This window comes from Noviherbaspirillum phoenicis, from assembly GCF_047237965.1.
In the GTDB taxonomy this organism is placed as follows: Bacteria; Pseudomonadota; Gammaproteobacteria; order Burkholderiales; family Burkholderiaceae_D; genus Noviherbaspirillum_A.
Genome location: NZ_JBDFLX010000001.1, coordinates 2,797,222 through 2,821,072, shown reverse-complemented (window position 1 = coordinate 2,821,072; position 23,851 = coordinate 2,797,222). Strand labels below are relative to the sequence as shown.

The following is a 23,851-nucleotide window of genomic DNA, read 5'->3' as shown; positions in this document are numbered from 1 at the left end:
GATGGGAAAACCTCATGAACCACGCTTACTGTCTTGTATGGAGTGCGTCGCACGGCGCCTATCTGGTCGCGCCGGAAACGGCGCGGCGCGGGGGGCGCGCCGTTCTGGCCGCCTGCTGCCTGGCCGCTGCCGGCCTGGCGCATGCGCAAGTGCCCGCCGCTACCGTCGTCCCGGCATCGGCGCCGGGCAGCGCCACCAGGGCCACCGTGTCGGCCAACGGCATCCCGGTGGTCAACATCAATGCCGCCAACGGCGCGGGCCTGTCCTATAACCAGTATCAGCGCTATGACGTCGACAGCCGTGGCCTGGTGCTCAACAACAGCATGGCCAGGCGCCAGTCGGTCCTGGCCGGGCAGGTCGATGCCAATGCCGCGCTGGGCGCCGAAGCCAGGCTGATTCTCAACGAGGTCGTGGCGCCGCAGCGCAGCGTGCTGGCTGGCTTCACCGAAGTGCTCGGCGGACGCGCCGATGTGATCGTGGCCAACCCGTACGGCATCACCTGCAGCGGCTGCGGCTTCATCAATGCCGACCGCGTGACGCTCAGCACCGGTACGCCGGTATTCGGCGCCAATGGCAGCCTCAACGCATTGCATGTCAGGACAGGCGACGTGCTGGTGCAGGGCCAGGGCATGAATGCCAGCGATCAGCAGCTATTGGACATCGTGACCCGTTCGCTCAGGCTCGATGGCCCGCTCAACGCCAGGGACCTGCATGTCACCACCGGCCTGGCGCAGTGGGATTACGCCGGCCGTACCGTCAGCGGCGGCGCCACCGGCGTCGGCCCGGCGCCGGCCTATGCGATCGACAGCAGCAGGCTGGGCGGCATCTATGCCGACCGCATCAGGCTGGTGGCGACCGAAGCCGGCGTGGGTGTGCGCATGCGGGGCGAAGCCGCCGCCAGGGCCGACGACTTCACGCTCGATGCCGCTGGCCGCATCCAGCTGCACGGCCGGTTGTCGGCAGCGCGCAACGTGGCGCTGGCGCAGACCGGCGATGCGGCCGGCATCGAGATCGCCGATCCCGGTACCCTCGACGACGCTGGCCAGGCAAGCAGGGCATCGGTCACCGCCGGCGCCGCGCTGCATGCCAGCACGCCGGGCGAGCTCATGCTGTCGGGCGCGGAGCTCAAGGCCGGCGCCGACCTGGTGCTGCGCGCACGCGACCTGACGGACCGGTCCGTCAGCCAGGCCAGCCGCGCCGCCAATGGCCGGGTCGATGCAATCTTCAGCGGCGCTGCAAGCATTCAGGGCGCACGCTGGGGCGCCGGCTCCCGCTTCGGACTGGCCGCCGGCACCTTCCTCAGTGATGGCGCGCTGTTCTATAGCGGCGCCGATGCCAATGCCGCGGAAAGCGAGCTGCGCATCGCCACCGGCGCCGGCATGGCGCTCGATGCCACCCGACTGGTCAGCGGCACCGACGTGCGGCTGGCCGCCGGCGGCCAGCTTGCCGTGGGCGCCGGCACCGATATCGAAGCCCGCCGCGACATGGCGCTGACTGCACGGGGCACATTGCGCAATGCCGGCGAACTGCTGGCGTCGCGGGCGTTGAGCGTGCGCGCCGCCGCACCCGACGCCACGCTCGCCGTGGAGAACAGCGGCAGGATGCAGGGCAACGCGCTTGCCATCGGCGCCGCCGGTGAGCGACTGGCGTTGGGCAACAGCGGCAGCCTGGTCGGCGCATCGGTCGATATCGCCGGCGACAGCCTGGACAACGCAGGCCGCATCCAGGCCAGCGAGCGTCTCGCCGTGTCCGTCAGCGGCGGCATGCTCAACCGCGCCGGCGCCAGCCTGGCCAATACGGCGGCCGGCAGCCAGGTCGCACTTTCCGGGGCGACAGTGGACAACCAGGGCGCCGTGCAATCGGCCGGCGCGCTGGATGTCATTGCAGGCGGCGCCCTGGTCAATCGGGGCACGATGCTGACGCTGCGCGGCATCGACGGCGGCGCCGACGGCGCCATGCTGCTGCGCGCCGGCAGCATCGACAACAGCGGCTGGATCGACGCGTCCGGCGCAAGCCGGGTCATGGCCGACGGCGCCATCGACAATAGCGGACGCATCCGCGGCGATACCCTGGTCCTGGGCGCGGCGGCGCTGCGCAATCGCGATGCCGGCAGCATCCTGCGCGGCGCCAACGGTGTGCTGATGCTTGGCGGCGCCGGATTCACGTTCGACAATCGCGGCCTGCTGGCTTCGGGAAAGGACCTGGTCCTGCAGGCGCCGGCCGGCTCCAGCCTGCATAACCATGACGAAGGCATGATCGCCAGCGACGGGCACATGAACCTGAATGGCGGCACGCTGCGCAACAGCGGTGTCATGCAGTCGGGCGCCGCGATGACGCTTGGCCTTGCAGCGGAGGCTGTGAACGAAGCGGGCGGCACGATCCATGCACGGGGCGGACCGCTCAAGCTGTCTGCCGCCCGGCTGGATAACGACGGGAAGGTGCAGGCGGATGCCGGCCTGGATGCCGTCGTCGGCGGCCAGTTGCGCAACAGCGGCGCCATGCTCAACCAGGACGGCGCCCGGTCGCTGGCATTGACCGCCACCGCCATCGAGAACGCCGGCACGCTGCAGAGCGCAGGCGCAGCCTTGCTGAACGTGGACAATATCCTGCTCAATCGCGGCCTGATCCAGGCCGCGGCCGATATCGATCTGTTCTCGCGCGGCTACCTGGTCAACGAGAAGGCCGGGCGCATCCTGGGCGAGAACCTTGTGCGCATCGCCGGTCCCGACATGCAGCTCGCCGTGACCAACCTCGGGACCATTCGCGCCGACGGGCTGCTCGCGCTGGGCGCCGATGGCGCCATGCTCGATTTGCTGCACAACACGCCAGGCGCCATGCTCCAGGCAGGGCGCCTGGCGATCAATGCAAGGGAGCTGACCAACAGCGCGCGCATCCAGTCGGATGGCGCTGCCGACCTGCGTGCCGGCAGCCTCGACAATGACAACGGCGCCGCCGTGATCCTTGCCGGCCTGGACGGCAGCGCCAGCAGCATGTCGATCGATGCTGCCCTGCAAAACCGCGGCGCCATCCACAGCGGCGGCCGCATGCGCATCCAGGCGGGCAGCGTGATGAACGGCGATACCGGCGGCATGTCTTCCCTTGCCAACCTGTCGCTGCATCTCAACGCCCATGGGCTGGACAACAGCGGCACGCTGTATGCAGCCGGCCTGCTGACCCTGTCCGCGCCCGACCAGGCCATCGTCAACCGCAGCAGCGGCACGATGGACGGCGGGGATGTCGTGATCAGGGCAGGCGTCTTCGATAACTACAACGCCGTCAGTGCGACCCGCGATATCGACATTGCCGTTACCAATGCCTTTCGCAATCTGCCCGCGGGCGGCGTGCCTGCCGTGATCGAGAAGGTGACGAGCTCGCCCGTCAGCGCCACGTCGCGCGTCGAGGATATCGACCTCTTCACGCGCTATGTCACGACCTTGTACGAGGAAAAGGAAAGCGTCGCCCAGGAACTGGTCAGCCCGCTGCCGGAAGTGCGGGGGCGCATCATTGCCGGCAGAACCTTGTCGATCGATTACGGCGCGCAGGGAGAAAACCGGGCGTCGCTGTTGTCCGCTCCCACTGTCAACCTCTACAGCAGCAAGCCCGACGGCGCGGGCTTCGTCAATGCCGACCTGCATCTTGACGCCTATGACCGCGAACGGCGCTGGACCAAGGTCGAGCTGCAGAGCCTGTTCCATCCGGACACAGTCACTTACTGGTATCCGGAAAGTGCAGCCAGGTTCTCCTGCAATGGGGGAACGTGTTTTACCAGCCAGGCCGCCAGCGCGGAGGCGGCCAGGGCGGCCAGTTATGTGAACGAGGTCGGCCGCAAGACGATCAAGACCTATGATGCGGGTATTTATGCCGGAAAGCTGAACGTCCAGGGCGCCAGCCTGCTGAACCTGGGGTCGCCCTTTTCGCCGACGGTGCAGGCGCGATCGGCCAGCAGGCTGCCGGTGCCGGACGACAATACATGGCTGGCTGGCGACGCCGCCATGGCGATCGTTGCCGACAGTAACTCCGGGAGCCAGGTTGGCGCGCTGCCATTTGACGTTGCCAACCTGCGCCTGCCCACCAATCCCAACGGCTATTTCGTTCCTTCCAGGGACCCGCAGGCCCGCTACCTGGTGGAAACCAATCCCCTGTTCGTTTCGCCGCCTGCCGCCACGGTCAATTTCCAGCCGCAGTCCCCATCCCAGGCGCCGGCCGTGGTCGGCTCGGATTACCTGGTCAAGCTGCTGCAGCTTGACCCGGACAAGGTGCAGCGGCGGCTCGGCGACGCCGCGTACGAGAACCAGATCGTGCGGCAGCAGCTGATCGCGCAGGTCGGTCGCAACCTGCTGCAGACCGGCGTCGGCGAGGCTGCGCAAATGCAGTCGCTGATGGAAAGCAGCGTCGACCAGCTCGAAGCGCTGGGCCTGGTGTTTGGCCGCGCCTTGTCCGACGAGCAGGCGGCGGCGGTGGAAAGCGACATGGTGTGGATGGTGGAAGTGGAAATCAAGGGCAGGAAGGTGCTGATGCCCGTCGTTTATCTGTCGCAAGCCACCAGGAAGGGGTACGCCAGCGGCCCTGTGATTGCCGCCGGCAGTATCGACGCCAATGTGGCGTCGCTGACCAACCATGGCGGCGCGATCAAGGCCGACGGCAAGCTCGCGGTCAGGAGCGCCGGCGACGTGCGCAATCTGAGCGGCAGCATGAAGGCCGGCGACGCAGTGATCGCGGCAGGGGGGGACTTCATCAATGAAACCGTGGCAGTGGTCAAGGGCGGCGGGGATCTGTTCGCCCATACCGACATGGGCAGGACTGCCACCGTGGACAGTGGCGCCGACCTGTTGATCTCCGCCGAAAACGTCAATTTCAAGGGCGCAAAGGCAGCAGCAAAGAAAGATCTGGCCATTGAGGCGAGGCGGACAGTGCAGATCGATACGCAAGACGAGCATCAGGCGCGCTCGGGCGTGGGCAGCGTCAAGGGCCATGCCTCTGTGCTGAGCGCGGGCGGAAACCTGGACGCATCCGCCGGCACGGATATGCTGATCGCCGGCTCCCGGCTCGACAGCGGCAAGGACATGGTCCTGGATGCCGGGGAACATCTCGACGTCATCGCCCGTACCGACACGGAATCGAGCAGCAAGCAGTCCGGCAAGAGCGGCTTCGGCGTGGGCGGCGGCTTGTATGGCATCCAGACCACGACGGAGAAGAAGACCGAGCAGCAGAATCGACAATCCGCCCTGGCTGCGGGCGGAAAGGGCAGTCTGCTGGCAGGCAAGGACCTGGTGGTGAGCGGCTCCGACATTTCGGCGAAGGACAAGCTGCTGCTTACTGGTGACCAGGTCACGCTGCAGTCCGGGAAGACCGCCGCCACCAGTGAGAAGGTAACCGAAACCACCAGCTTTCTGGCCACGTCGACCTCCAGCAAGGTGGAGAAAGCGGCAAGCGCTTCCGCCCAGGCCAGCGCATCCGACAAGCTGCAGAAGCAGGCTTACAAGGATGTGGATGGCGTGTCCACGGTGGATGGCAGCAAGGGCGACACCACGTCCAATCGCGCCATCGCCATGGCCGAAACCTCGGTGAGCACCAGCCGTTCGGTCGACAAGAAGGGCAAGGTCGACGAAACCAGCAAGCGCAGCGGCAAGGCTGCCAGCCAGTCACTGACCGGCACGCAGACGAGGGAAAAGCCTGTCACGGCAGACAACAAGCCTGCCACGCAGGTCGCCACCAAAGCCGCATCGGCAAAAGCCGGGGCAAAGGCGGAGGCCAGCGCAACAGGCAAGGGCGAACTGAACCTGATGCGCAGCCAGGTCGATACCGAGCGCGAGGAAGAAGCCAGCCTGGCGCGGTCCAGTCTGTCGGGCAGGGAAGTGGAGATCAAGGCCGCGGACGCACTGGACATTCAAAGCGCTGCCGTGCGGGCCGAGCGTGACATCCGCATGTCCGGCAGGAGCGTGCGCATCACGTCGGCCGCGGAAACCAGCGCCAGCAGCAAGACGTCGAAGGTGACCGATGTCGGCTTGCTGGCCGAGTCGAACAATACCGCCAGCGCCAGTGCTTCGGCCAATGCCAGTGCCGAGGCCAAGGCCACAACGATGGGAAGCGACCGGGGCAAGGGGCTGGATGCAAAGGCCGCGCTGGAGGCCAGCGCAGAAGCCGCAGTCAAGGCCAAGAGCGACAACATTGTCGATCTGGTTCGCACCGAACAGACAACGGAAAACAGCGCCGCCGGGAAAAGCCTGGAAACCAGCATCGCAGCCGGCGGCAACCTGCAGATCACCGCAGTGGACAGCTTGAGCACCGAGGGCGGCACGCTCTCCGGCCGTGAGGGCGTGGACCTGAAGGCGCGCAAGATGGCGTTTGGCGTGGCCGCCGATTCCCGGGAAGCCGGCAGCACCGAAAGCAAGACCAGTTTCGGCCTGGCGCTGAAGGCCGAGGCCTCGGCCGATGCATCGGCCAAGGCCAGCGTGAAGGCCGAGACCAGCATGAGCGCCGCGACCAGGCAAGGCAATGATACGGGTGCTTACGGGCTGGCCGACCGCGATGCCGGACGTGCCAGCGTCAGCGCTTCGGCCACCGCGTCGGCCAGCGCCAATGCCGATGCGGGTGCGCAGGGGGGCTTGCAGTTCAAGCATGGCACCGCCGGCAAGAGCACCGGGTCCACGCAGGCGAAAGCCACCCGCATCGTGTCCGCGGAGGGCAACGTCAGCCGCATTGCTTCCGGCAGGATCACCGACGTCGGCACATCCATCGAGGCGGGTGGCGACGTCGTGCAGCAATCCGACGCATTCGAAAGCAGGGCGGGCAGCAATACCGCCAGCCGGCATGACGAGAGCAGCGCCCATGCAGGACGACTGGTGTCGTACGCGAAGGCGGGCGCCGGCGCGTCGGCCGATGCCAGCGCCAGCGCCAGCGCCGGCCTGGGCTACCTGGGCGGCAATGCCCTCGACAAGGAACAGGACAGCAAGACCGACACGCGCGCCGGCGCCAGCGTGGGCGCGCAGATCGAGTACAGCTACAAGTCGGCCCGGAAGGATGCCGGCAGTGCGACGGCTGTCGTGTCGAGCATCAGGGCCGGAGGCAATATCGCCATATCCACGTCCGATGCAATGCGCATGGAGGGCACGCAAATCAAAAGCGGCGGCAAGCTGGACTTGAGCGGGCGCCGCATCGATATCCTGGCGGCGGGCAACAGCGCTTCCAGCAGCAGCGCCGACACCAGCGCCAGCGGCACGCTTTCCGCCGGCACGGGCGTGGGCAGCAACTATGCTGTGGAAGGTGCCTTGAAAGGGCAACTGAAAAACAGCACGGACAATGCCACCCGGTCGAGCGCCCGGGTGGCGGGCCTGGACGCCGGCGGCGATCTGACGATACGCAGCCAGGGCGACCTGCTGATGGTAGGCACGAAACTGACGGCGGGCGGCAATGCCGACGTCAGCGCCGCGGGCAACATCGATTACCGGGCGGCGCGTGACAGGAGCCAGTCGGGCACCGACAAGGTGACCGGTAGCCTGGATCTGGCAGCTGGCCGGAATGACAAGGACAACCGAGAGGCCATCCTGGCCGTCAGCGGCGGCTACGAGCGGTCAAACGACGCCGATAACAAGGCTGTCGTCGGCGCTATCCGCGCCGGGGGCGACCTCTCCATCAGGGGCGGACAGGCAGTTGTCTTGGAGGGAGCGGCATTGGAGGCGAAAGGCGATGCTTCGATCGAGGCAGGCGGCGCATTGATCCTGCAGGCCGCCCGCGACAACGCGTTCTCGAATGCACAGGCATTCAAGGGCGGCATCAATACCGCCCGCGTCAAGGCCACGGACGATGACGGCAAGGTGATGAAAGCAAAAGTGGATGCCGTCAATGCTTCCGGCACCGTGGAAAAACAGGAATCCAGCCAGGCCACCGCGGTTGCCATCACCGCGGGCGGCAGCGTGAGCACGCGCAGCCGGGACGACACGCTGTTCGAAGGCACGGCCATCGATGCCCGTGGCGGCATCGCCGTCGCTGCGGGCGGCAATGTGACGATGGAGGCCGCGCGCAGCACCGACGAGGCCCTGAAGGTGAGCGCTTCGCTGGCGGGGAAAAAGGCCGAGCTGCCGGACAGCAGCAAGAACGTCGACAGCCGTCGCGCCGAGTCGGGAATGCGTTCCGAGAAGAACGAGAATTTTCAGGGCAGCATCCTGAAGTCCGACGGCGCCGTGGTGGTGGAAGCCGGCGGCAAGGCAGTGCTGGTCAACACCGAGATCAAGTCGCAGGGCCAGATGATCCGGGCGCAAAGCGTGGAGCAGCGCAGGAAGAAGAACAGGCAGAACGTGGTCAATACCGGCATCAGTGGCGTGAAAAGAAGCACGGGCCCAAGGCCGGATGCGGCAGAGGCTGCAAAGAACAAGGAAGCGGTGGCCAGATGAAAGCCTGCAACGGCGCGTGCCTGGCCAGTACAAGGGCAAGCCATTTGCAGCATCGCCAAAGAATCACGGCCCCTGGTGCGCAACAGGGCGTAGCTGCGACATCCTGAGAGAACCAGGCGGCCTGAAGGTGATGGCATTGCCCGGAACTGTAATTTTGCGCGTGGTTACGGATCAGGGAAGCAACGCCAAAAAGGCCGCGTAATGCGTGTTGCCGCCTTATCCCCGCGGCCCTTCATTCTCTCGTCTGGAAACATTCTCATGCCACACCGACCAGTCCCTTGGCGGCAAATAGTGCCCATCACAATGTTGTGCGTCGCGGCCATTGCCCAGGCCCAGACGGCGCCTGGCGCCGCCGCGGCACGACAGGCCGATATCCTGCAGCGCCAGAGCCAGGAGCGGATACAGCGCGATATCGAGTCGGCATTGCCTGCCGAACCTGCGCCCGGTGGCGCCGAGACGGCTGTTCCGGCGACGCCGGTCAATGCGTTTGCCGATGGCCTTGCCTGCCACACGATTGAACAGGTCGTGATTCGCAATGCGCCCAACCTGCCGCCGGCGGTGCAGGACGGCATCGCAGCGGCATACAACGGTCGTTGCCTCGGTGTGCGGGAGATGGAGCAGATCCTTGCCGACATCACGAAGAGCTATATTGACCGCGGTTATGTCACGACACGCGCCTATCTTCCCACGCAGAATCTGACGGCCGGACGACTTGACGTACTGGTGATCGAGGGGCGGGTTGGAAGCATCGTGCTGGATGACGGTGCACGCCAGAGCATTCATGCGCCGGGTGTGTTTCCGCCAGCAGGCGCGTTGCTGAATCTGCGCGATTTTGAACAGGGCATAGACCAGGTGAATCGGCTCGCTTCCAACAACGCGCGTCTGGAGCTGCGTCCAGGCAGCGTGCCAGGCGATACCGAGGTGGTGATACGGAATACGGCCTCGCGGCCCTATCACGCATGGCTGTCCGCCGACAATCACGGCGCCCGCAGCACCGGCCGCAATCAGCTTGCCTTTGCCTTCACCGCCGACCGGCTGCTGGGCCTGAATGAACTGCTGCTGATTACCCATCGCCGCTCGCAGCCCAACGATGAATCGCGCAGGGCCAGCGTTGCCGACAGCCTGTCCATGGTGGTTCCCTTCGGCTATGCCACCGCCAGCTTCTCGACCAGCCGTTCCCATTATGTGTCCGGTGTGACAACGCCCGGCGGCGCGACGCTGCGCTTCAATGGCACTGGCCGCAGCGACAGCCTGCGCATCGAGCGGGTGCTCTACCGCGACCGCGACAGCCGCTGGACGCTGGCCGGGTCGCTCACATCGAAGGACACGAACAATTACCTGGCCGATGAATTCCTTGCGGTGAGCAGCCGCAAGCTGACGGTGCTGGACATCGATGCGGGCGTCAATGCCGCCGTCCGCGGGGGCGTGCTGTCGGCCAGCCTGGGCTATGCCCGTGGACTGAAGCTGGGCGGCGCCCTGCACGACCCGGCGGACCTGCCCGATGCGGCGCCGCATGCCCAGTTCGGCAAGATCAAGCTCGGGTTTTCCTATCTGAAGCCGTTCCGGATACATGGCCTCAACGCGCAATTCTCGACCCAGTTTTCCGCACAGCGCGCCCTGCATGTGCTGTATGGCTCCGAGCAGATCCTGATAGGCGGCATCTACAGCGTGCGCGGCTTTGCGGACAACACGCTCTCTGGCGACCACGGCTGGGTCAGCCGCAACGAGATGTCGGTCTATCCGGCGCTGCCGCCCGGCACGATGACATTGCCCTTGCGGATGTACGCAGCCATTGATGCGGGCGGCGTCAGCGACCGTCATTCCGGACTGCCGCAAGGCCGGCTGGCGGGCGCCGCGCTGGGCGTCTCCGTCAGCTGGAACGGCATGACGGTCGACCTGTCCCATGCCCGGCCCCTATCCCGGCCAGACAGCTTCAGGCGAGAACCGGCCCGGACCTGGCTGCAAATCAGCTATGCAATCTGATGCCAGTCACAAGCCATACCGTGGCGCGAAACCGCGCCGTTCCCTGCCCGGCGCCTCCCGCCTTGCCAGGCAGGAAAAACCATCGGCGCCATCTGGCACGTGATGCATCGGTGAGTGGCATCAGGCCATACCCATGTAAGGAGCACTTCCATGAACCATGCTTATCGACTCGTCTGGAGCGCCGCGCGCGGCGCCTATCTGATCGCGCCGGAAACCGCGCGCGGCCGCGGCAAGTCGGGTGCGACCGTCACGGCCGGCGCGCTGGCTGCGCTATTTGGCCTGGTCTTGCACGGTCTTGTGCAGGCGCAGCAGCCGCCCGCCGCGCCCAACGTGGTACCTGCGTCCGCAGCCACCGAAGCCTATGTGGCGCCTAACGGCGTCACCGTGGTCAACATCGGCGCCGCCAACGCCGCCGGCATGTCGCATAACAGGTTTCACCGCTATGACGTCGATGCGCGCGGGCTGGTCCTGAACAACAACGGCAATCCCAATGTCGCCGCAATGGAGTCGCAGCTTGCCGGCCAGGTCTATACCAACACCCGGCTGGGCAGGGAAGCCGGCGTGATACTCAACGAGGTGGTCTCGCCCAACCGCAGCCTCCTTGCCGGCTTCACCGAAGTGCTGGGGAAAAAAGCCGATGTCATCGTCGCCAATCCGTATGGCATTACCTGCACCGGCTGCGGCTTCATCAACACTGATCGCGCTACCCTGACTACCGGCACGCCGGTATGGAAAGCCGATGGCCGTGTCGCCGGCTTCAATGTGGCCGGCGGCGACGTGCTGATCAATGGCGGCGGACTCAATGCAAGCGGCCAGGCGCTGCTCGATATCGTGACCAGGACAGTAAAGGTGGACGGCCAGGTCAATGGCAATGACATTGTCCTGGCCACCGGCGCCCATGCCTGGAATTATGCAACGCGGGAAATCACTGGCAGCATGGCGCCTTCCGGAGGAAAGCAGGAATATGCGATTGACACCACCGCGCTGGGCGGCATGTATGCCAATCGCATTCAACTGATTGCGACCGAAGCCGGCGTTGGCGTGCGCATGCTGGGCGAGGCGGCCGCCAGGACAGACGACCTTCGGGTTGACGCGTCGGGTCAAGTGGTGCTGCGCGGCGCCATGTCAGCCGGGCGCGACCTGGTGGTGCGGGCCGCACAACTGGAAGCAGGATCCGGGCAGCCGGCCACCCGGTTTGCAAGGCGCAACATCGACATCAATGCCGTCGGCGGCGCCGCGTTCGACGGCGGTTCCTGGCTGGCAGGCGGCATGCTTGGCATTGAGGCCGGCATGCTCAGCGCCGTCGGCGGAGCACAGTTTTACAGCGGTACCGATCCAGCCGCAGCCAGCCGCGCCATGCGCTTGCGCACCGGCGGCGCCATGACGTTTGCCAATGCCAGGGTGGTCAGTGAAGGCGCCATGGGACTCGCCGCGGGTGGCGAACTGCAATTCGGGCAGGACGCCAATGTGCAGGCTGCCGGCGATATCGCCCTGAGCGCGCAAGGCAGACTGAGCAACCATGGCTCGCTCATCGCCGCCAGCGGCATGACGGCCACAGTCGGCCAGGCGCAAGGCGGGGGCGTCACGCCGTTGCTGGTCAATAGCGGCTTGCTGCAGGCTTCCGCCGGCATGCTGGCCATCGGCGCGCCGGGAAGCGCCCTCGCCATCGACAACAGCGCTCGCCTGCTGGGCGGCGGCATCAGCCTGTACGGCGATCGGCTGGCCAATCGCGGCTGGATACAGTCCGACAGCGACATGCTGAGCGTGCAGGCTGACACGATCGACAACGAGCGGGACGGCGTGCTGCTGGGCGCAGGCAAGGGGCATGCCCTGCGCCTGTCTGGCGCCACGCTGAACAATGACGGCGTGGCGCAGTCCGCCGGCAGGATCGACATTGCCACGCAGGCCCTGGCCAGAAATGCCGGCAAGATCATTGCCACGGACAGCGCCCATGGCGGCGCCGATGGCGATATCACGATCAATGCGCACCGTATCGATAACAGCGGCGTCATCGATGCCGCAGGCGTCGGCCGCTTCGATGCCGGCTACAGCATGGCCAATGCCGGCGAGGTCCGGGCCCGCGGCATCTCGCTTTCTGCATTTGAACTCGATAACCGTGGCACCCTGTATTCGCGCGCCGACCTCGACGCAGGGCCGGGCAAACAGCTGGACATCAGGAACCACGCCGGCGGCCAGATCGTCGCCAATGGCAAGCTGTCCATCGATGGCAGCACCCTGCAAAACAACGGCCTGATCCAGGCTGGCGACGACCTGGACGTAAAGCTGCTTGGCGGCATGGTCAACAATGCCGATGGCCGGATGCTTGCGGATCGCGGCAGCCTCATGCTGCGCGCCTATTTCCTCGACAACCCTGGCGTAATGCAGGCGGCACGCAACCTCGATGCGGTGGTTGTCGACAATCTGGACAACAAGGGGCGTCTGCAGACGATGGATGGCGGCGGCACGCTCCGGCTGGAAGGGCGCTCCGTGAGCAACCAGGGCACGGTGGAGGCTGCCAACAAGGCGCTGATCCGAGCCACCGGCGACGGGCCGGATGCAGCCATTGCCAACAGCAACCTGATTCAGGCCCAGGGTGATCTGGAACTGGATTCCGCAGTGGCAATCTACAACAGTAGCGCCAACAGCCGCATCCTGGGTGAAGGCGAAGTGCTCATCGGCAGCAGGAGCGGCAGGACCAATGTCATCAATCATGGCCGGATACAAGCCGCTGGCATGCTTGCGATAGGCGATGGACAGCAGCAGGCCGGCAAGCTCGATAATGCCATCAGCGGCACCGTGCTGGGGCAAGAACTGGTCATCGCGGCTGAGCGCCTGGAAAACGCCGGCGCCATGTCTGCCGACAAGGCAACGGTCAGGGTGGCAAGCCTGCTGAACAGGAATGCGAGCGCGAGCATCGTGACGGGCAAGGGCGGCGCCGCCTTCATCGTCGCCGGTCTGCTGGAAAACCGTGGGGCGATGCATGGCAATGGCGAAGTGATGGTACGCGCCGGCGCTATCCGTAATGGCCAGACTGGTGGCATCTCGGCATCCGGGCCGCTGTGGCTGAGCGCGAGCGATAACGGCATTGCCAATGCCGGCGCGCTTTACAGCGGCGGCCTGCTCACGCTGGGCGCCCGTCAGTCAATCGACAACAGCGGCACCATGGACGCGACCGATATCGCCGCCACCGCGGCCAGCATCATCAATACCCGCAGCATCGTGGCGGCGAATAACATCACGATCCGGGCATCGCAGGAATTTCGCAATCTCCCGGTGGGAGGCATGCCACACCTTGTCTACAGGACGACAAGTTCGTTGGAGCAGTTGCCGCCGACGACCGGCGGGTCTTTACTGGACCCGACCCTGATCAGCATCAGCAAGTACACCGACACCATCACCAGCAGCCTGCCTGACGGCACGACGGTCCTGCCAGGCCAGATTGTCGCGGGCAAGGAACTCAGGCTCAATTACGGCGGGCGTGCCGAAAACAGGGCATCGGTATTGTCGGCCGATAGTCTGGTCATTGTTGCCGAACCTGGCGCTCAAGCTTTCGACAACGGCAACCTGCAGATGAGCAGGGTTGATGCCGTGAGCACCATCAAGGCGGTCGGTCATATAAATACGGGCAGGGTTGAATATTATTACCCCAAGAGCGCGGCCGAAATCGCCGCTGGTCCGAGTGCCTATAGCGGATACGCCACAGACTTCAACGTTGCCAGGGAATACAGCACCAGAACTTTCATCGAGAACCCGCAGGGCCCGTCCTACGATGCTTCCATCCGCGCCAGAACCCTGGCCTTCGAGGGCGGCAATCTCATCAACGCGGGCAATCCCCTGCCAGCCCAGCCGCAAGCGATATCCGCCGGCGGCGCGGCCGCCGAGGATGTGACCCGGGGGGCAGGCCAGGCAGCCGTGGTGCTGCCGGCCGCTAGCCAGGGCGCTGCCAGGCCAGCGCCCTTTGCCGGGCTTGACCTGAGCCTGCCTGGCAATCCCAACGGCTATTTCGTGATCAGCCGCGATCCTGGCACACGCTATCTGGTGGAAAGGAATCCGCGCTTCCTGATGGCTGGCGGTATTGACAGCCGAACCGGAGAGGGCGGCAGCGTTGCTGGCGGCATCATCAGCGGTTCCGATTATCTGGCCATGGAACTTGGCTTCGATCCGGAGCGCATGCAAAAGCGCCTGGGTGACGCCGGCTACGAGCAGCGGCTGATTCAGCAGCAACTCATCGCGCAGACCGGCCGTCATTTGCTGGCGGGAAAACGCGAAGAAGCGGCGCAAATGCAGGCGCTGTTCGAAAGCGCGGCAGGCCAGGCCGGCGCGCTGGGCCTGCGCTTTGGCGTTGCGCTTGGCGAGGAGCAGATCAATGCGCTTGATCGCGACATCGTCTGGATGGTGGAGCAGGAGGTGCGCGGCGAGAAGGTGCTGGCGCCGGTCGTCTATCTCTCGCGCGCCAGCAGGGAAGGCGTGGAGCGCGGTACCGTGATTGCAGCCGACGACATCATGATGCAGGTCTCTTCCCTGAATAACCGTGGCGGCGTGATCGCCGGGAGTGGCAGGCTGACGGTGCGCGCCACGGATGATGTGCGCAATACCAGTGGAACCATCAAGGGCGGCAAGGTGGATCTTCAGTCGGCTGCTGGCGACATCGTCAACGCCACCCTGGCCGAGACCAGCGGCGATCCATACCAGACCCGCACCGTGATCGGCAAGACCGCCGGTATCGAGAGCACCGGCGACATGCGCCTCGATGCCGGCAGGAATGTCGCGGTCAGGGGGGCGCAGGTGCAGTCGGGCGGCGATGCCACCGTGCGCGCCGGCGGCAGCCTGGAGGCGGATACAGTGGCAGACCGGCGGGCGGATGCCACTTCGGCCAGCATGGGCATGATCACCGGGCTGGACCGCCAGGGCTGGTCCAGCAGCGTCGCCACCACAATGCATCAGGGCGCCAGCATCAAGGCAGCCGGCGCGCTGGACGCCTCGGCCGCCGGCGACATGCACATTGCCGGCTCGAAGGTGCATGCCGGTGGCGATCTGGCCCTCAAGGCGGGCGGTGATCTGACAGTCACCGGACGCGATGACACGACCAATATCAGGAGATCGGCCACCACATCGGGGGCCGGCATCGGCGGCGGGCTAAGCGGCACGCGGACAGTCATCGTGGAAAAAGACCGCAGCCGCAATGTGGCGTCGACCATCAGTGCGGACGGCAAGGCAGTCGTGGTCGCAGACAGGGACGTAATCATCAAGGGTTCCTCTGTTGCGGCCAGGGACAAGCTCGTCATTGCAGGCGATGCGGTCACAGTGGCGGCGGCACGGGATAGTGATCGCAGCAGCACCACAGTCAGCACCGTCAGCCTCCTCAAGGCCGACGCCTCCGGCAAGGCCAGCGCGTCTGCCAGCGCCGACGGCCGGGCCAGCGTCATCGATCAGCAGCGGGTGGAAGCGCTGAAGATGGTCGATGGCGAACGCGTGCAGGATGCACGCGGCGGCGCCGGCAGCAAAAATGAAAACAGCTTGTCTGGGAAGCGCTCGCTCACGACCAGCCGCACGATGGATGAAAAGGGAAAGTCCGGGACCGAAAGCAAGAGCGAAAGGACGGACGAGAAGGTCGCCTCGAAGGAAAAGAGTGAGGAAGGCGAGCGACCACCAGTCTCGGTCAGGCCAGCCAAGGCCACAGGCGGCGCTGCCGGCAGCGGCAAGGCAGGCGCCGTCATTGCCAGCGGCGAAGCCAGCAGCAGATCGACTGCACAGGCCAGTGCATCCGGCAATGCCTCTGCTGCGGCAAGCGCTTCCGGAAGGGCGGGCGTCAAGTTCGTTGAAAATTTTGTCGAGAAGGAGGAGCAGTCCTCCGAACGTCTGGCCCGGTCAACTCTCACCGGCAGCGATGTGAACCTGCTCGCCAAACAGGATGCGCTGCTGGAAGCGGCCACGGTGCGTGCGGCACGGGATCTGACGCTGCAGGGCAGGAATGTGCGTATTGAAAGCAAACAGGATAAAACGGTTGCCAGCAGGACCAGGCAGGTGACAGCCGCCGGCGTGCTGGTCAATTCCACCAATACCGCCAGCGCAGAAGCCAGTGGTTCGGCGAAGGCGGATGCCAAGGTCAGTCATCTGGCCAGGCCGCACGGCCATGACGGCGACGCCAACGCGAGCGCCAGCGTGGAAGCCAGTGTCAAGGTGGCGGCGAAAAGCGACAACAAGGTGGACCTGTTCCGCAGCAATGAAACCACAGAGGCTGTGACGACGATCAGTCAGGCCGGCAGCGACATCGAAGCGGGCGGGCGGTTGGCCGTCGCGGCCGGAAACGACATGCTGGTGGAAGGCTCCGCCTTGAAGGGCAGGGCGGCTGTCGATCTGGATGCGGCGCGCATGAACTTTGCCGCCGCGGAGGATTCCGTCACCCGCTCGACATCGTCCACCGATATCGGCGCGGGCCTGGCGCTGCTGGCCGACGGCAATGCGCAGGCTAGTGGCAAGGCCAGCGTGAGCGTGGAGGCCGGCGGCAAACTGGCCGACCGCGGCCTGCTCGACCGGGATTCGGCGCAGGCCAACATTGCCGGCGCCGCGGCCGCGGCGGCTTCGGTATCGGCCGATGCGCGTGGCGAGGCGGGCCTGCAGGCGCAGTACCGGCATGCCAGCGAGGAGACCAGGAGCACGACGGCGAAGGTGTCGCGCATCGTGTCCGGGGGCGGCGATGTGACGCGCACAGCCACCGGCGAGATCCGCGACGTCGGCACCGCGATCGAGGCGGCCCATGATGTCACCCAGCGGGCCGGTTCAATCAGCAGCCTGGCCGCGCGCAATACGACGAGTGAAAAGACCGTCAGCGACGATCACCAGGGTCGGTTGACTGCCTATGCCAGGGCCGGCGCGGCGGTGGCGGCCACCGCGACTGCGAAAGGCGGCGCGGGCGCTGGCTACCTTGGCGGCAACACGCTCGGTGGCGAATCGACCTCGGATACGGTCAAGGGCACGCGCGCCGGCGCCGGCATCGGCGGGCAGCTGAGCTATGAATTTGCCGGCACGGACAAGCAGTCTGCCAGCAGCACGGCCGTGGCCGGTTCCATCAAGGCTGGCGGCAAGGTGTTGAGCGACAGCGCTGAAGCCACTGTGTTCGAAGGAACGCAGATCAGTGCCGCCCGGGGCGTCGATCTTGCCGCACGGCGCATGGAACTGAAGGCCGCCGCCGATACGAAGGCGAGCACCGACAAAACAACATCGGCCAGCGGCAAGCTTGCCGCCGGCGCCGGCGTAGGCACCAGCAGCGCGGTCGAGGGTGAACTGGCAGGCAAGATGGAAAGGAAAGAAAGCATCAGCGACAGCGCCAAGGCCAGGGTGGTCAGCATCAATGCCGGCGAGGGGCTCAGCGTGCGCGCCGGCGGGGATCTCATCCTGGAAGGGAGCAGCCTGAAGGCGGGCGGTGACGCCGAACTGAAAGCAGGCGGCAAGCTCACCTATGGCGCCGCGACGGACACCACATCGTCAACCGTTGCCAGGACAGTGGGAGAGCTTGCGCTGGCGACTGGCAACAATGAGAACGACAGCAAGGCAAGCGTGAAGCTCAAGGGCGGTGACGATCGGACAACCAGCACTGAAAGCAAGGCGGTTGTGGGCAAGCTCGATGCCGGCGGCAACATCCGCGTCGAAGGCACGCAGGCCGCCACGCTGGAAGGCACCCAGTTCAGCGCCAAAGGCGATGTCGATATTGCTTCTCAGGGCAAGGTCACGGTAGCCGCGGCACGCGATGTGTCCGACACCGTCAAGCGCGTGATCAGCGGCGAAATTGAACTCGGCAACAAGCGGGCGGAAGACCCGGAAAAGAAGTCCAGTGAGCAGTCTTCCAGCATGGGCATTGCGGCTGCAGGCGCGTACGAAAAAAACCATGCCGAAACAGCGAAAACGGCTTCGATTGCCGCGGGTGGTTCGCTTGCAAGCCGCAGCGGTGGCGACAGCACATTCGAGGGAGCCGCACTGGCAGCCGGCGGCAGGGCGGAGATGAAGGCAGGCGGCAATCTGGCAATCGATGCAGCGCGGGACCGCCATACCTCCACCGCAATCGACGGCAGCCTGAAGCTGGGCGGCGACACGGGCAGCCAGACTGCGCCCGACAAGAAGACCAGTACGCCCGTCACCAACCAGAGCCGGGGAGGAAAAGCCAGCCTGGAGGCGGCTGCCAACCATGTCGACAAGACCACGAGCCGTGCCGGCAGCATTGCCGCCGGCACGGCTGGCGTGGCGCTCGACGCAGGCGGCAATGCCAGCCTGGAAGGCACCGCGGTCAAGTCCGGCGGCGACCTGGCCGTGGCAGCCGGCGGCGATCTGACCATAGGCACCGCCCGCAGCACGACCAGGTCGGCCGGCGCGTCGCTCGGACTGGCCGGCAGCGGCAAGAGCAACACGGTCAGGACCGACAAGAACGCCAGCACCCAGTCCGTCGATCTGGCGGCGCATGCCAGCAACAAGGAAACCCATGGCGCCGCCAGGCTGGACGCCAAAGGCGCCGTAGCGCTCGGTTCGGGTGGCAAGGCCAGCCTGGTCAATGCGCAGGTCAAGGGCGATACCGGCACGGGCATCAGGGCGAAAGCAGTGGAAAAGCGCACTGTCGGCAACAGCAGCTCCACGATCAACGCGGGTGCTTCGGCCTCCGGAGCGCGCAGCGGCGCCAGCAAGAAAAAGACCGACCCGAAGGCTGCGCAGGTGTTCCAAAAGGCGACGCCGGCCAAGACTGCGCAGCCATCCGTCGCCAAAATAGGCGAGCGGCGGGCCAGTCCCGCCGGGGCGGCCACCGCGAATGCGGCAGCTACCCGGCCACGGTCGGACGCGCAGGCCGCGCCGCGGCAACAGGACGGTGCTTCAGGCAAGTAGGTAAAAAGCCGCATTGAGCGGCGCCCTGGCTCTGGATAGGCGCCGCCGCAAGCCCCTATAGCTTGGGTATGCGCAGCGTCTTGCTGATCATCAGGGTGCCGGAGAGCACGAACAGCAATGCCAGCGGATGGAAATGCCAGGGACCAATCGCCATTTCCCCCCAGTACAGCGCGTCGCCGATGCGGCCCTGCCAGGCGGCGAAGGCCAGCACCGCGGAGAGCAGCACGCTGGTCGGGATCGGGGTGCCTTCGAAATAGGCGACCTTGTCGGCGCCCTCGGCCAGGCTTTCGGCGGTGACGTTATAACGCGCCAGCCGGCTCACGCCGCAGCAGACGAAATAGGCCAGCGCCGCGGCATCCCAGCCGCCGCGCATGCCGGCGGCAAAGGCCAGGGCCGCGGGCGCCACGCCGAAGGAGATCACGTCGGCCAGCGAGTCGAGCTCGCGTCCCAGCGGCGAATGCTGGCGCCGCCAGCGGGCGATGCGGCCGTCCAGCACGTCGAAGATCAGCGCCGCCGGCGCCATGGCCGCGGCGGCATAGAAATGGTCCAGGGACTGGCTGCCCATGTAGAGCATGGACAGCAGCACCGCCGCCACGCCGCAGGCGGCATTGCCCAGCGTGAAGAAATCCGCCAGGTGAAAGCCGCGCAGCATGGAAAAGTGCTTGGGTGGAGTGCCGGGTGTACGCATGAATGCAGGCCTGTTCAAAAGAAGAAACTGCAGGAAAACCGTCACCCGAGTGTATCAGCGCAGCCACATGGCCAATGACGACGCCATCAAGCCGCGCCGCAATGACCTCCGTGTATCAGTTGACCGACGGATGCACTTCCGGCGACGACGAGAACAGGTCCCAGCAGGCGATGAACAGCGCCGCGACCGCCGGTCCGATCACGAAGCCGTTCAGGCCGAACAGCGCCATGCCGCCCAGCGTGGAGATCAGCACCACGTAGTCCGGCATCTGGGTGTCCTTGCCGACCAGGATGGGGCGCAGCAGGTTGTCCACCAGGCCGATCACCAGAACGCCGAAGGCAATCAGCGTCACGCCCTGCCAGATCGCGCCTGTCACCAGGAAATAGATCGCCACCGGCAGCCATACCACGGCCGCGCCGATGGCGGGCAGCAGGGACAGGAACGCCATCAGCACCGCCCACAGCAGCGCGCCCTGGATGCCCAGAAACCAGAAGATGAGTCCCCCCAGCGCCCCCTGTGCCGCCGCCACCGCCACATTGCCCTTCACCGTGGCGCGGATGACGGTGGTGAATTTCTTGAACAGATGGCGCTTGTGGCTGGCGCTCAGCGGAATGGCGTCGCGGATGCGGGCGGCCAGCGACGAGCCGTCGCGCAGCAGGAAGAACAGCAGGTACAGCATGATGAAGAAGCTCACCATGAAATCGAAGGTGTTCTGCGTGATGCTGATGGCCTGGGTAGCCACGTACTGGCTGCCCTGCATCGCGCCGGATGACAGCCGCTGCTGGATGGAGTTGATGTCCAGCAGGTCCAGGCGCTCCAGCAGCCGGGTCAGCCATTGCGGCAGGGCCGCGACCACCTGCTGGAAATAGTCACCGAAGTTGATCTGCCCGGAACGGATCTTTTCGAAGATCAGCATGCCTTCCTGCAGCATGGCCATCGTGATCAGGGTCAGCGGCAGGATCACGCCGACCAGGCAGATCGCCAGCGTGGCCAGCGCCGCCCAGTTGGGCCGCTGGTGCATGCGCGCCAGCAGGCGCCGGTAGAACGGCGCAAACAGGATCGCCAGCACCGCGCCCCAGAATACCGCGCCGTAGAAGGGCAGCAATATCCAGCCAAAGGCGATGGAGACGAGGATCAACAGGATCAGAAAGGTTTTTTGCTGAAGTTCGGGATGGTTCATCGGAGGTTTAATCAAAAGATCGGCAAATGGAAAGGAAACCTCCGCTGCATCGCGTAATGGAGGTTACAAGCGTGAAGTTACCGCAATGCTAACCTTAACGCCCGATTCCGCCCCCGCGGCAATGGCCCCGATTTGTGCGCAAGCAATCGGGGCGGCCTGCGGCGCCTACTGGGTGCAGGGCTGCTCGCAAAGCTGGGCCGGCGTCCTGGCCTGGTAATGCAGGATGAAGTCGTCGAAACTGCCCGACTGGGTGGCTTCCATCGTGGCCTGCTCGGCCAGCGATGCCTCGGCCATGGCGGCGAAGGCCTGCCGCTGCGCCGGGGTGAGCGGCCGCGAGCGGAAGTTCTCGGCATGCAGCCGGCTCTGCGCCAGGCCGAAGGCGGCAAACGAGCCGTGCCGGCGGATGGCTTCCAGCGCCTGCGCCGAGGGCGTGGTGTCGAGGTCGGCCAGCTTGCCGCGCTGCGCGCGCAGCGCGTCGGCATGCTCGGTGCCGCCATGCTGCGCATCCAGCAGCGCGGCCACGGCCTCCATCTCGTCGAGCAGTTCCCGGCCCCAGGCTTGCACCGGGACCGCGATGCCATGGCGCCGCAGCGCCAGCCCCGGACGGCGGCCTTCCTTCACAGCCAGCGAGAAGTTCGTGGCATTCTCGATGCCTTCCGCATGGCTGGTCGGCGCGCTTTGCTGCAGCGTGCAGTACAGCAGGTACACATCCAGGAAGCGGGCCGTCTGCAGGCTGATGCCGACCGGCGAGAACGGGTCCACGTCCATGCAGCGCACCTCGATGTACTGCACGCCGCGCGCGCACAATGCTTCCAGCGGACGTTCGCCGGAAGCGATCACCCGCTTGGGCCGTATGCTGGCGTAGAACTCGTTCTCGATCTGCAGCACGTTGGTGTTGATCTGCACCCATTCGCCGTCGCGGCGGGTGCCCATCGCCACATACGGCGCATGCGGCTGGCGCACCGCGCGCGCCAGGCTGCGCATGTATTCCGGCAGGGTGTTGTAGGGCGGCACCAGGCCGGCCTGCACATTGTTCTGGTAGCCAAGGTCGCTCATGCGCAGGCTGGTGGCATGGGGCAGGTACAGGGTGTCGTCGGACAGGCGCTGAAGCTGATGCTCGTGGCCGCGCATGAAACCGGCGTCCAGCGCCGGCGCAGCGCCGAACAGCAGCATCAGCAGCCAGTTGGTCCGGTAGAAATTGCGCACCAGCGCGATATAGCTCTCGGACTGGTAGTCGCGCAGGCAACCCGAGGCGCCTTCCTCGTGCTGCAGCAGCGGCCAGAGCGATTCGGCCAGCGAGTAGTTGTAATGGATGCCGGCGATGCACTGCATGGCGCGGCCATAGCGCAGCGCCAGGCCGCGACGGTACACATGCTTGATCATGCCGATATGGGAAGTGCCGTACCAGGCGATCGGTATCTCTTCCTCGGGCGGCAGCGGCACCGGCATCGACTGGCTCCAGAGCAGTTCCTGCCCGAGCATGTCGGTGGCGTAACGGTGGATGGCGTCGAGCTGCGTCAGCGCGGTGGCGATGTCGTGCTCGGCCGGCGTGATGAATTCCAGCAAGGCTTCGGAATAGTCGGTGGTGATCTGAGGGTGGGTCAGGGCCGATCCCAGCGCCGGCGGATGCGGCGTGGTTGCCAGGTGGCCGCCGGCCGTCACCCGCAGCGTCTCGCGCTCGATGCCGCGCAGGCCCTGCAGCAGCAGGGGACGCGCCTGTTCGCTGGCAAGCAGCGCGAGACGGCGCTTGAGCAGATTGGTCATAAGGCTCCTCTTCCTGTCGTTATTGATTTTCGCTTTCTGTTACAAGCATGGCCACGGATGTGTCAGATGTAAGCAGATGCATCAACCATTGAATGCATTTTTTACCACGGTATATTGGGCCGCATCATCGCACAGATGGCGGTTTTCATCCGGCCGCCCGCCAGACGCCCATGCTCCTGCTTGCCACCGCGGACCAGAACCGCCTGCTGTCGGCCCTGCCGGCCCTTGAGCGCGATCATCTGGCGCACTATCTCGAACCGGTCGTGCTGCGCAGCGGCGACATCCTGTGCGAAGCCGGCACGGTGCCAACCCATCTGTATTTCCCCACCAGCGCGGTGCTCTCCATCCTGCATCTGATGGAAAACGGCGCTTCCTCGGAGCTGGTGGCGGTGGGCAACGAGGGCATGGTCGGCATTTCGCTCCTGATGGGCGGCGAAGCGACCGGCGCGCGCACCGTGGTGCAGGCGGCCGGCCACAGCCACAGGCTGCGCGCCGACCTGATGCCCCAGGCCTTGCCGCGCGGCGGATCGGCAATGCCGCTGCTGCTGCGCTATACCCAGGCCTTCATGGTGCAGATGGCGCAGAACACCATCTGCAACCGTTATCACAAGATCGACCAGCAGTTGTGCCGCTGGCTGCTGCAGAATTTCGACCGGGTGGGCAGCGCCGAACTGGCGATTACCCACAGCATGTTGGCCGCCATCCTGGGCGTGCGGCGGGAAGGGGTGTCGGAGGCGGCGGCGCGGCTGCAGCAGGCCGGCGCCATCGGCTGCCGGCGCGGCCACCTGCGGATGCTTGACCGCGGCCTGCTGGAGTCCATGGCCTGCGACTGCTACCGCGCCGTGCGGGCCGAATTCTCGCGCCTGCTGCCGCAGGCTGGCAGCCGGTGCATTGGGAAGGAAGTGCGGTCCTGGCAGTAGGCGGTGCCGGCGAACGACGGCAGCAGCAAGCGCGCCGGCAGGACCTGGGTTGCGCTGC

Annotated in this window: 7 protein-coding genes; 4 read left to right on the top strand and 3 right to left on the bottom strand. The window is 65.9% G+C overall.

Annotated features, from left to right (window positions below; translation table 11 throughout):
• The first annotated feature begins 14 nt into the window (after window positions 1-14).
• From ABC383_RS12660 to ABC383_RS12650, 3 genes are all read left to right on the top strand, one after another.
• A complete protein-coding gene (locus tag ABC383_RS12660; RefSeq protein WP_413014423.1) occupies window positions 15-8,390 on the top strand; it encodes a two-partner secretion domain-containing protein in 8,376 nt (2,791 codons plus the stop codon).
• Window positions 8,391-8,681: 291 nt separating this feature from the next.
• Window positions 8,682-10,373: a ShlB/FhaC/HecB family hemolysin secretion/activation protein gene (locus tag ABC383_RS12655; protein WP_413014422.1), complete on the top strand. Its 1,692-nt coding sequence runs from the start codon at window positions 8,682-8,684 to the stop codon at window positions 10,371-10,373.
• Between the two features lie 150 nt (window positions 10,374-10,523).
• Complete coding sequence (locus tag ABC383_RS12650) at window positions 10,524-19,241, top strand: hemagglutinin repeat-containing protein (protein WP_413014421.1); 8,718 nt, start codon at window positions 10,524-10,526, stop codon at window positions 19,239-19,241.
• 55 nt (window positions 19,242-19,296) lie between these two features.
• Here ABC383_RS12650 and ABC383_RS12645 read toward each other — a convergent pair whose 3' ends face one another.
• From ABC383_RS12645 to gshA, 3 genes are all read right to left on the bottom strand, one after another.
• Entirely contained in the window at window positions 19,297-19,929 is a 633-nt protein-coding gene (locus ABC383_RS12645) for a CDP-alcohol phosphatidyltransferase family protein (protein ID WP_413014419.1), read from the bottom strand.
• A 115-nt stretch (window positions 19,930-20,044) separates the two neighbouring features.
• A complete protein-coding gene (locus ABC383_RS12640) occupies window positions 20,045-21,109 on the bottom strand; it encodes an AI-2E family transporter (protein ID WP_413014417.1) in 1,065 nt (354 codons plus the stop codon).
• A 165-nt stretch (window positions 21,110-21,274) separates the two neighbouring features.
• Complete coding sequence (gshA, locus tag ABC383_RS12635; RefSeq protein WP_413014415.1) at window positions 21,275-22,873, bottom strand: glutamate--cysteine ligase; 1,599 nt, start codon at window positions 22,871-22,873, stop codon at window positions 21,275-21,277.
• Between the two features lie 170 nt (window positions 22,874-23,043).
• Between gshA and ABC383_RS12630 the strand changes: the two genes are divergently transcribed.
• Entirely contained in the window at window positions 23,044-23,793 is a 750-nt protein-coding gene (locus ABC383_RS12630) for a Crp/Fnr family transcriptional regulator (protein WP_413014413.1), read from the top strand.
• Window positions 23,794-23,851 lie beyond the last annotated feature (58 nt).

Coding starts and splice junctions, on each gene's coding strand:
- ABC383_RS12660 (WP_413014423.1), top strand. CDS start 15: ATGAACCACGCTTACTGTCTTGTATGGAGTGCGTCGCACGGCGCCTAT.
- ABC383_RS12645 (WP_413014419.1), bottom strand. CDS start 19,929: ATGCGTACACCCGGCACTCCACCCAAGCACTTTTCCATGCTGCGCGGC.
- ABC383_RS12630 (WP_413014413.1), top strand. CDS start 23,044: ATGCTCCTGCTTGCCACCGCGGACCAGAACCGCCTGCTGTCGGCCCTG.
- ABC383_RS12640 (WP_413014417.1), bottom strand. CDS start 21,109: ATGAACCATCCCGAACTTCAGCAAAAAACCTTTCTGATCCTGTTGATC.
- gshA (WP_413014415.1), bottom strand. CDS start 22,873: ATGACCAATCTGCTCAAGCGCCGTCTCGCGCTGCTTGCCAGCGAACAG.
- ABC383_RS12650 (WP_413014421.1), top strand. CDS start 10,524: ATGAACCATGCTTATCGACTCGTCTGGAGCGCCGCGCGCGGCGCCTAT.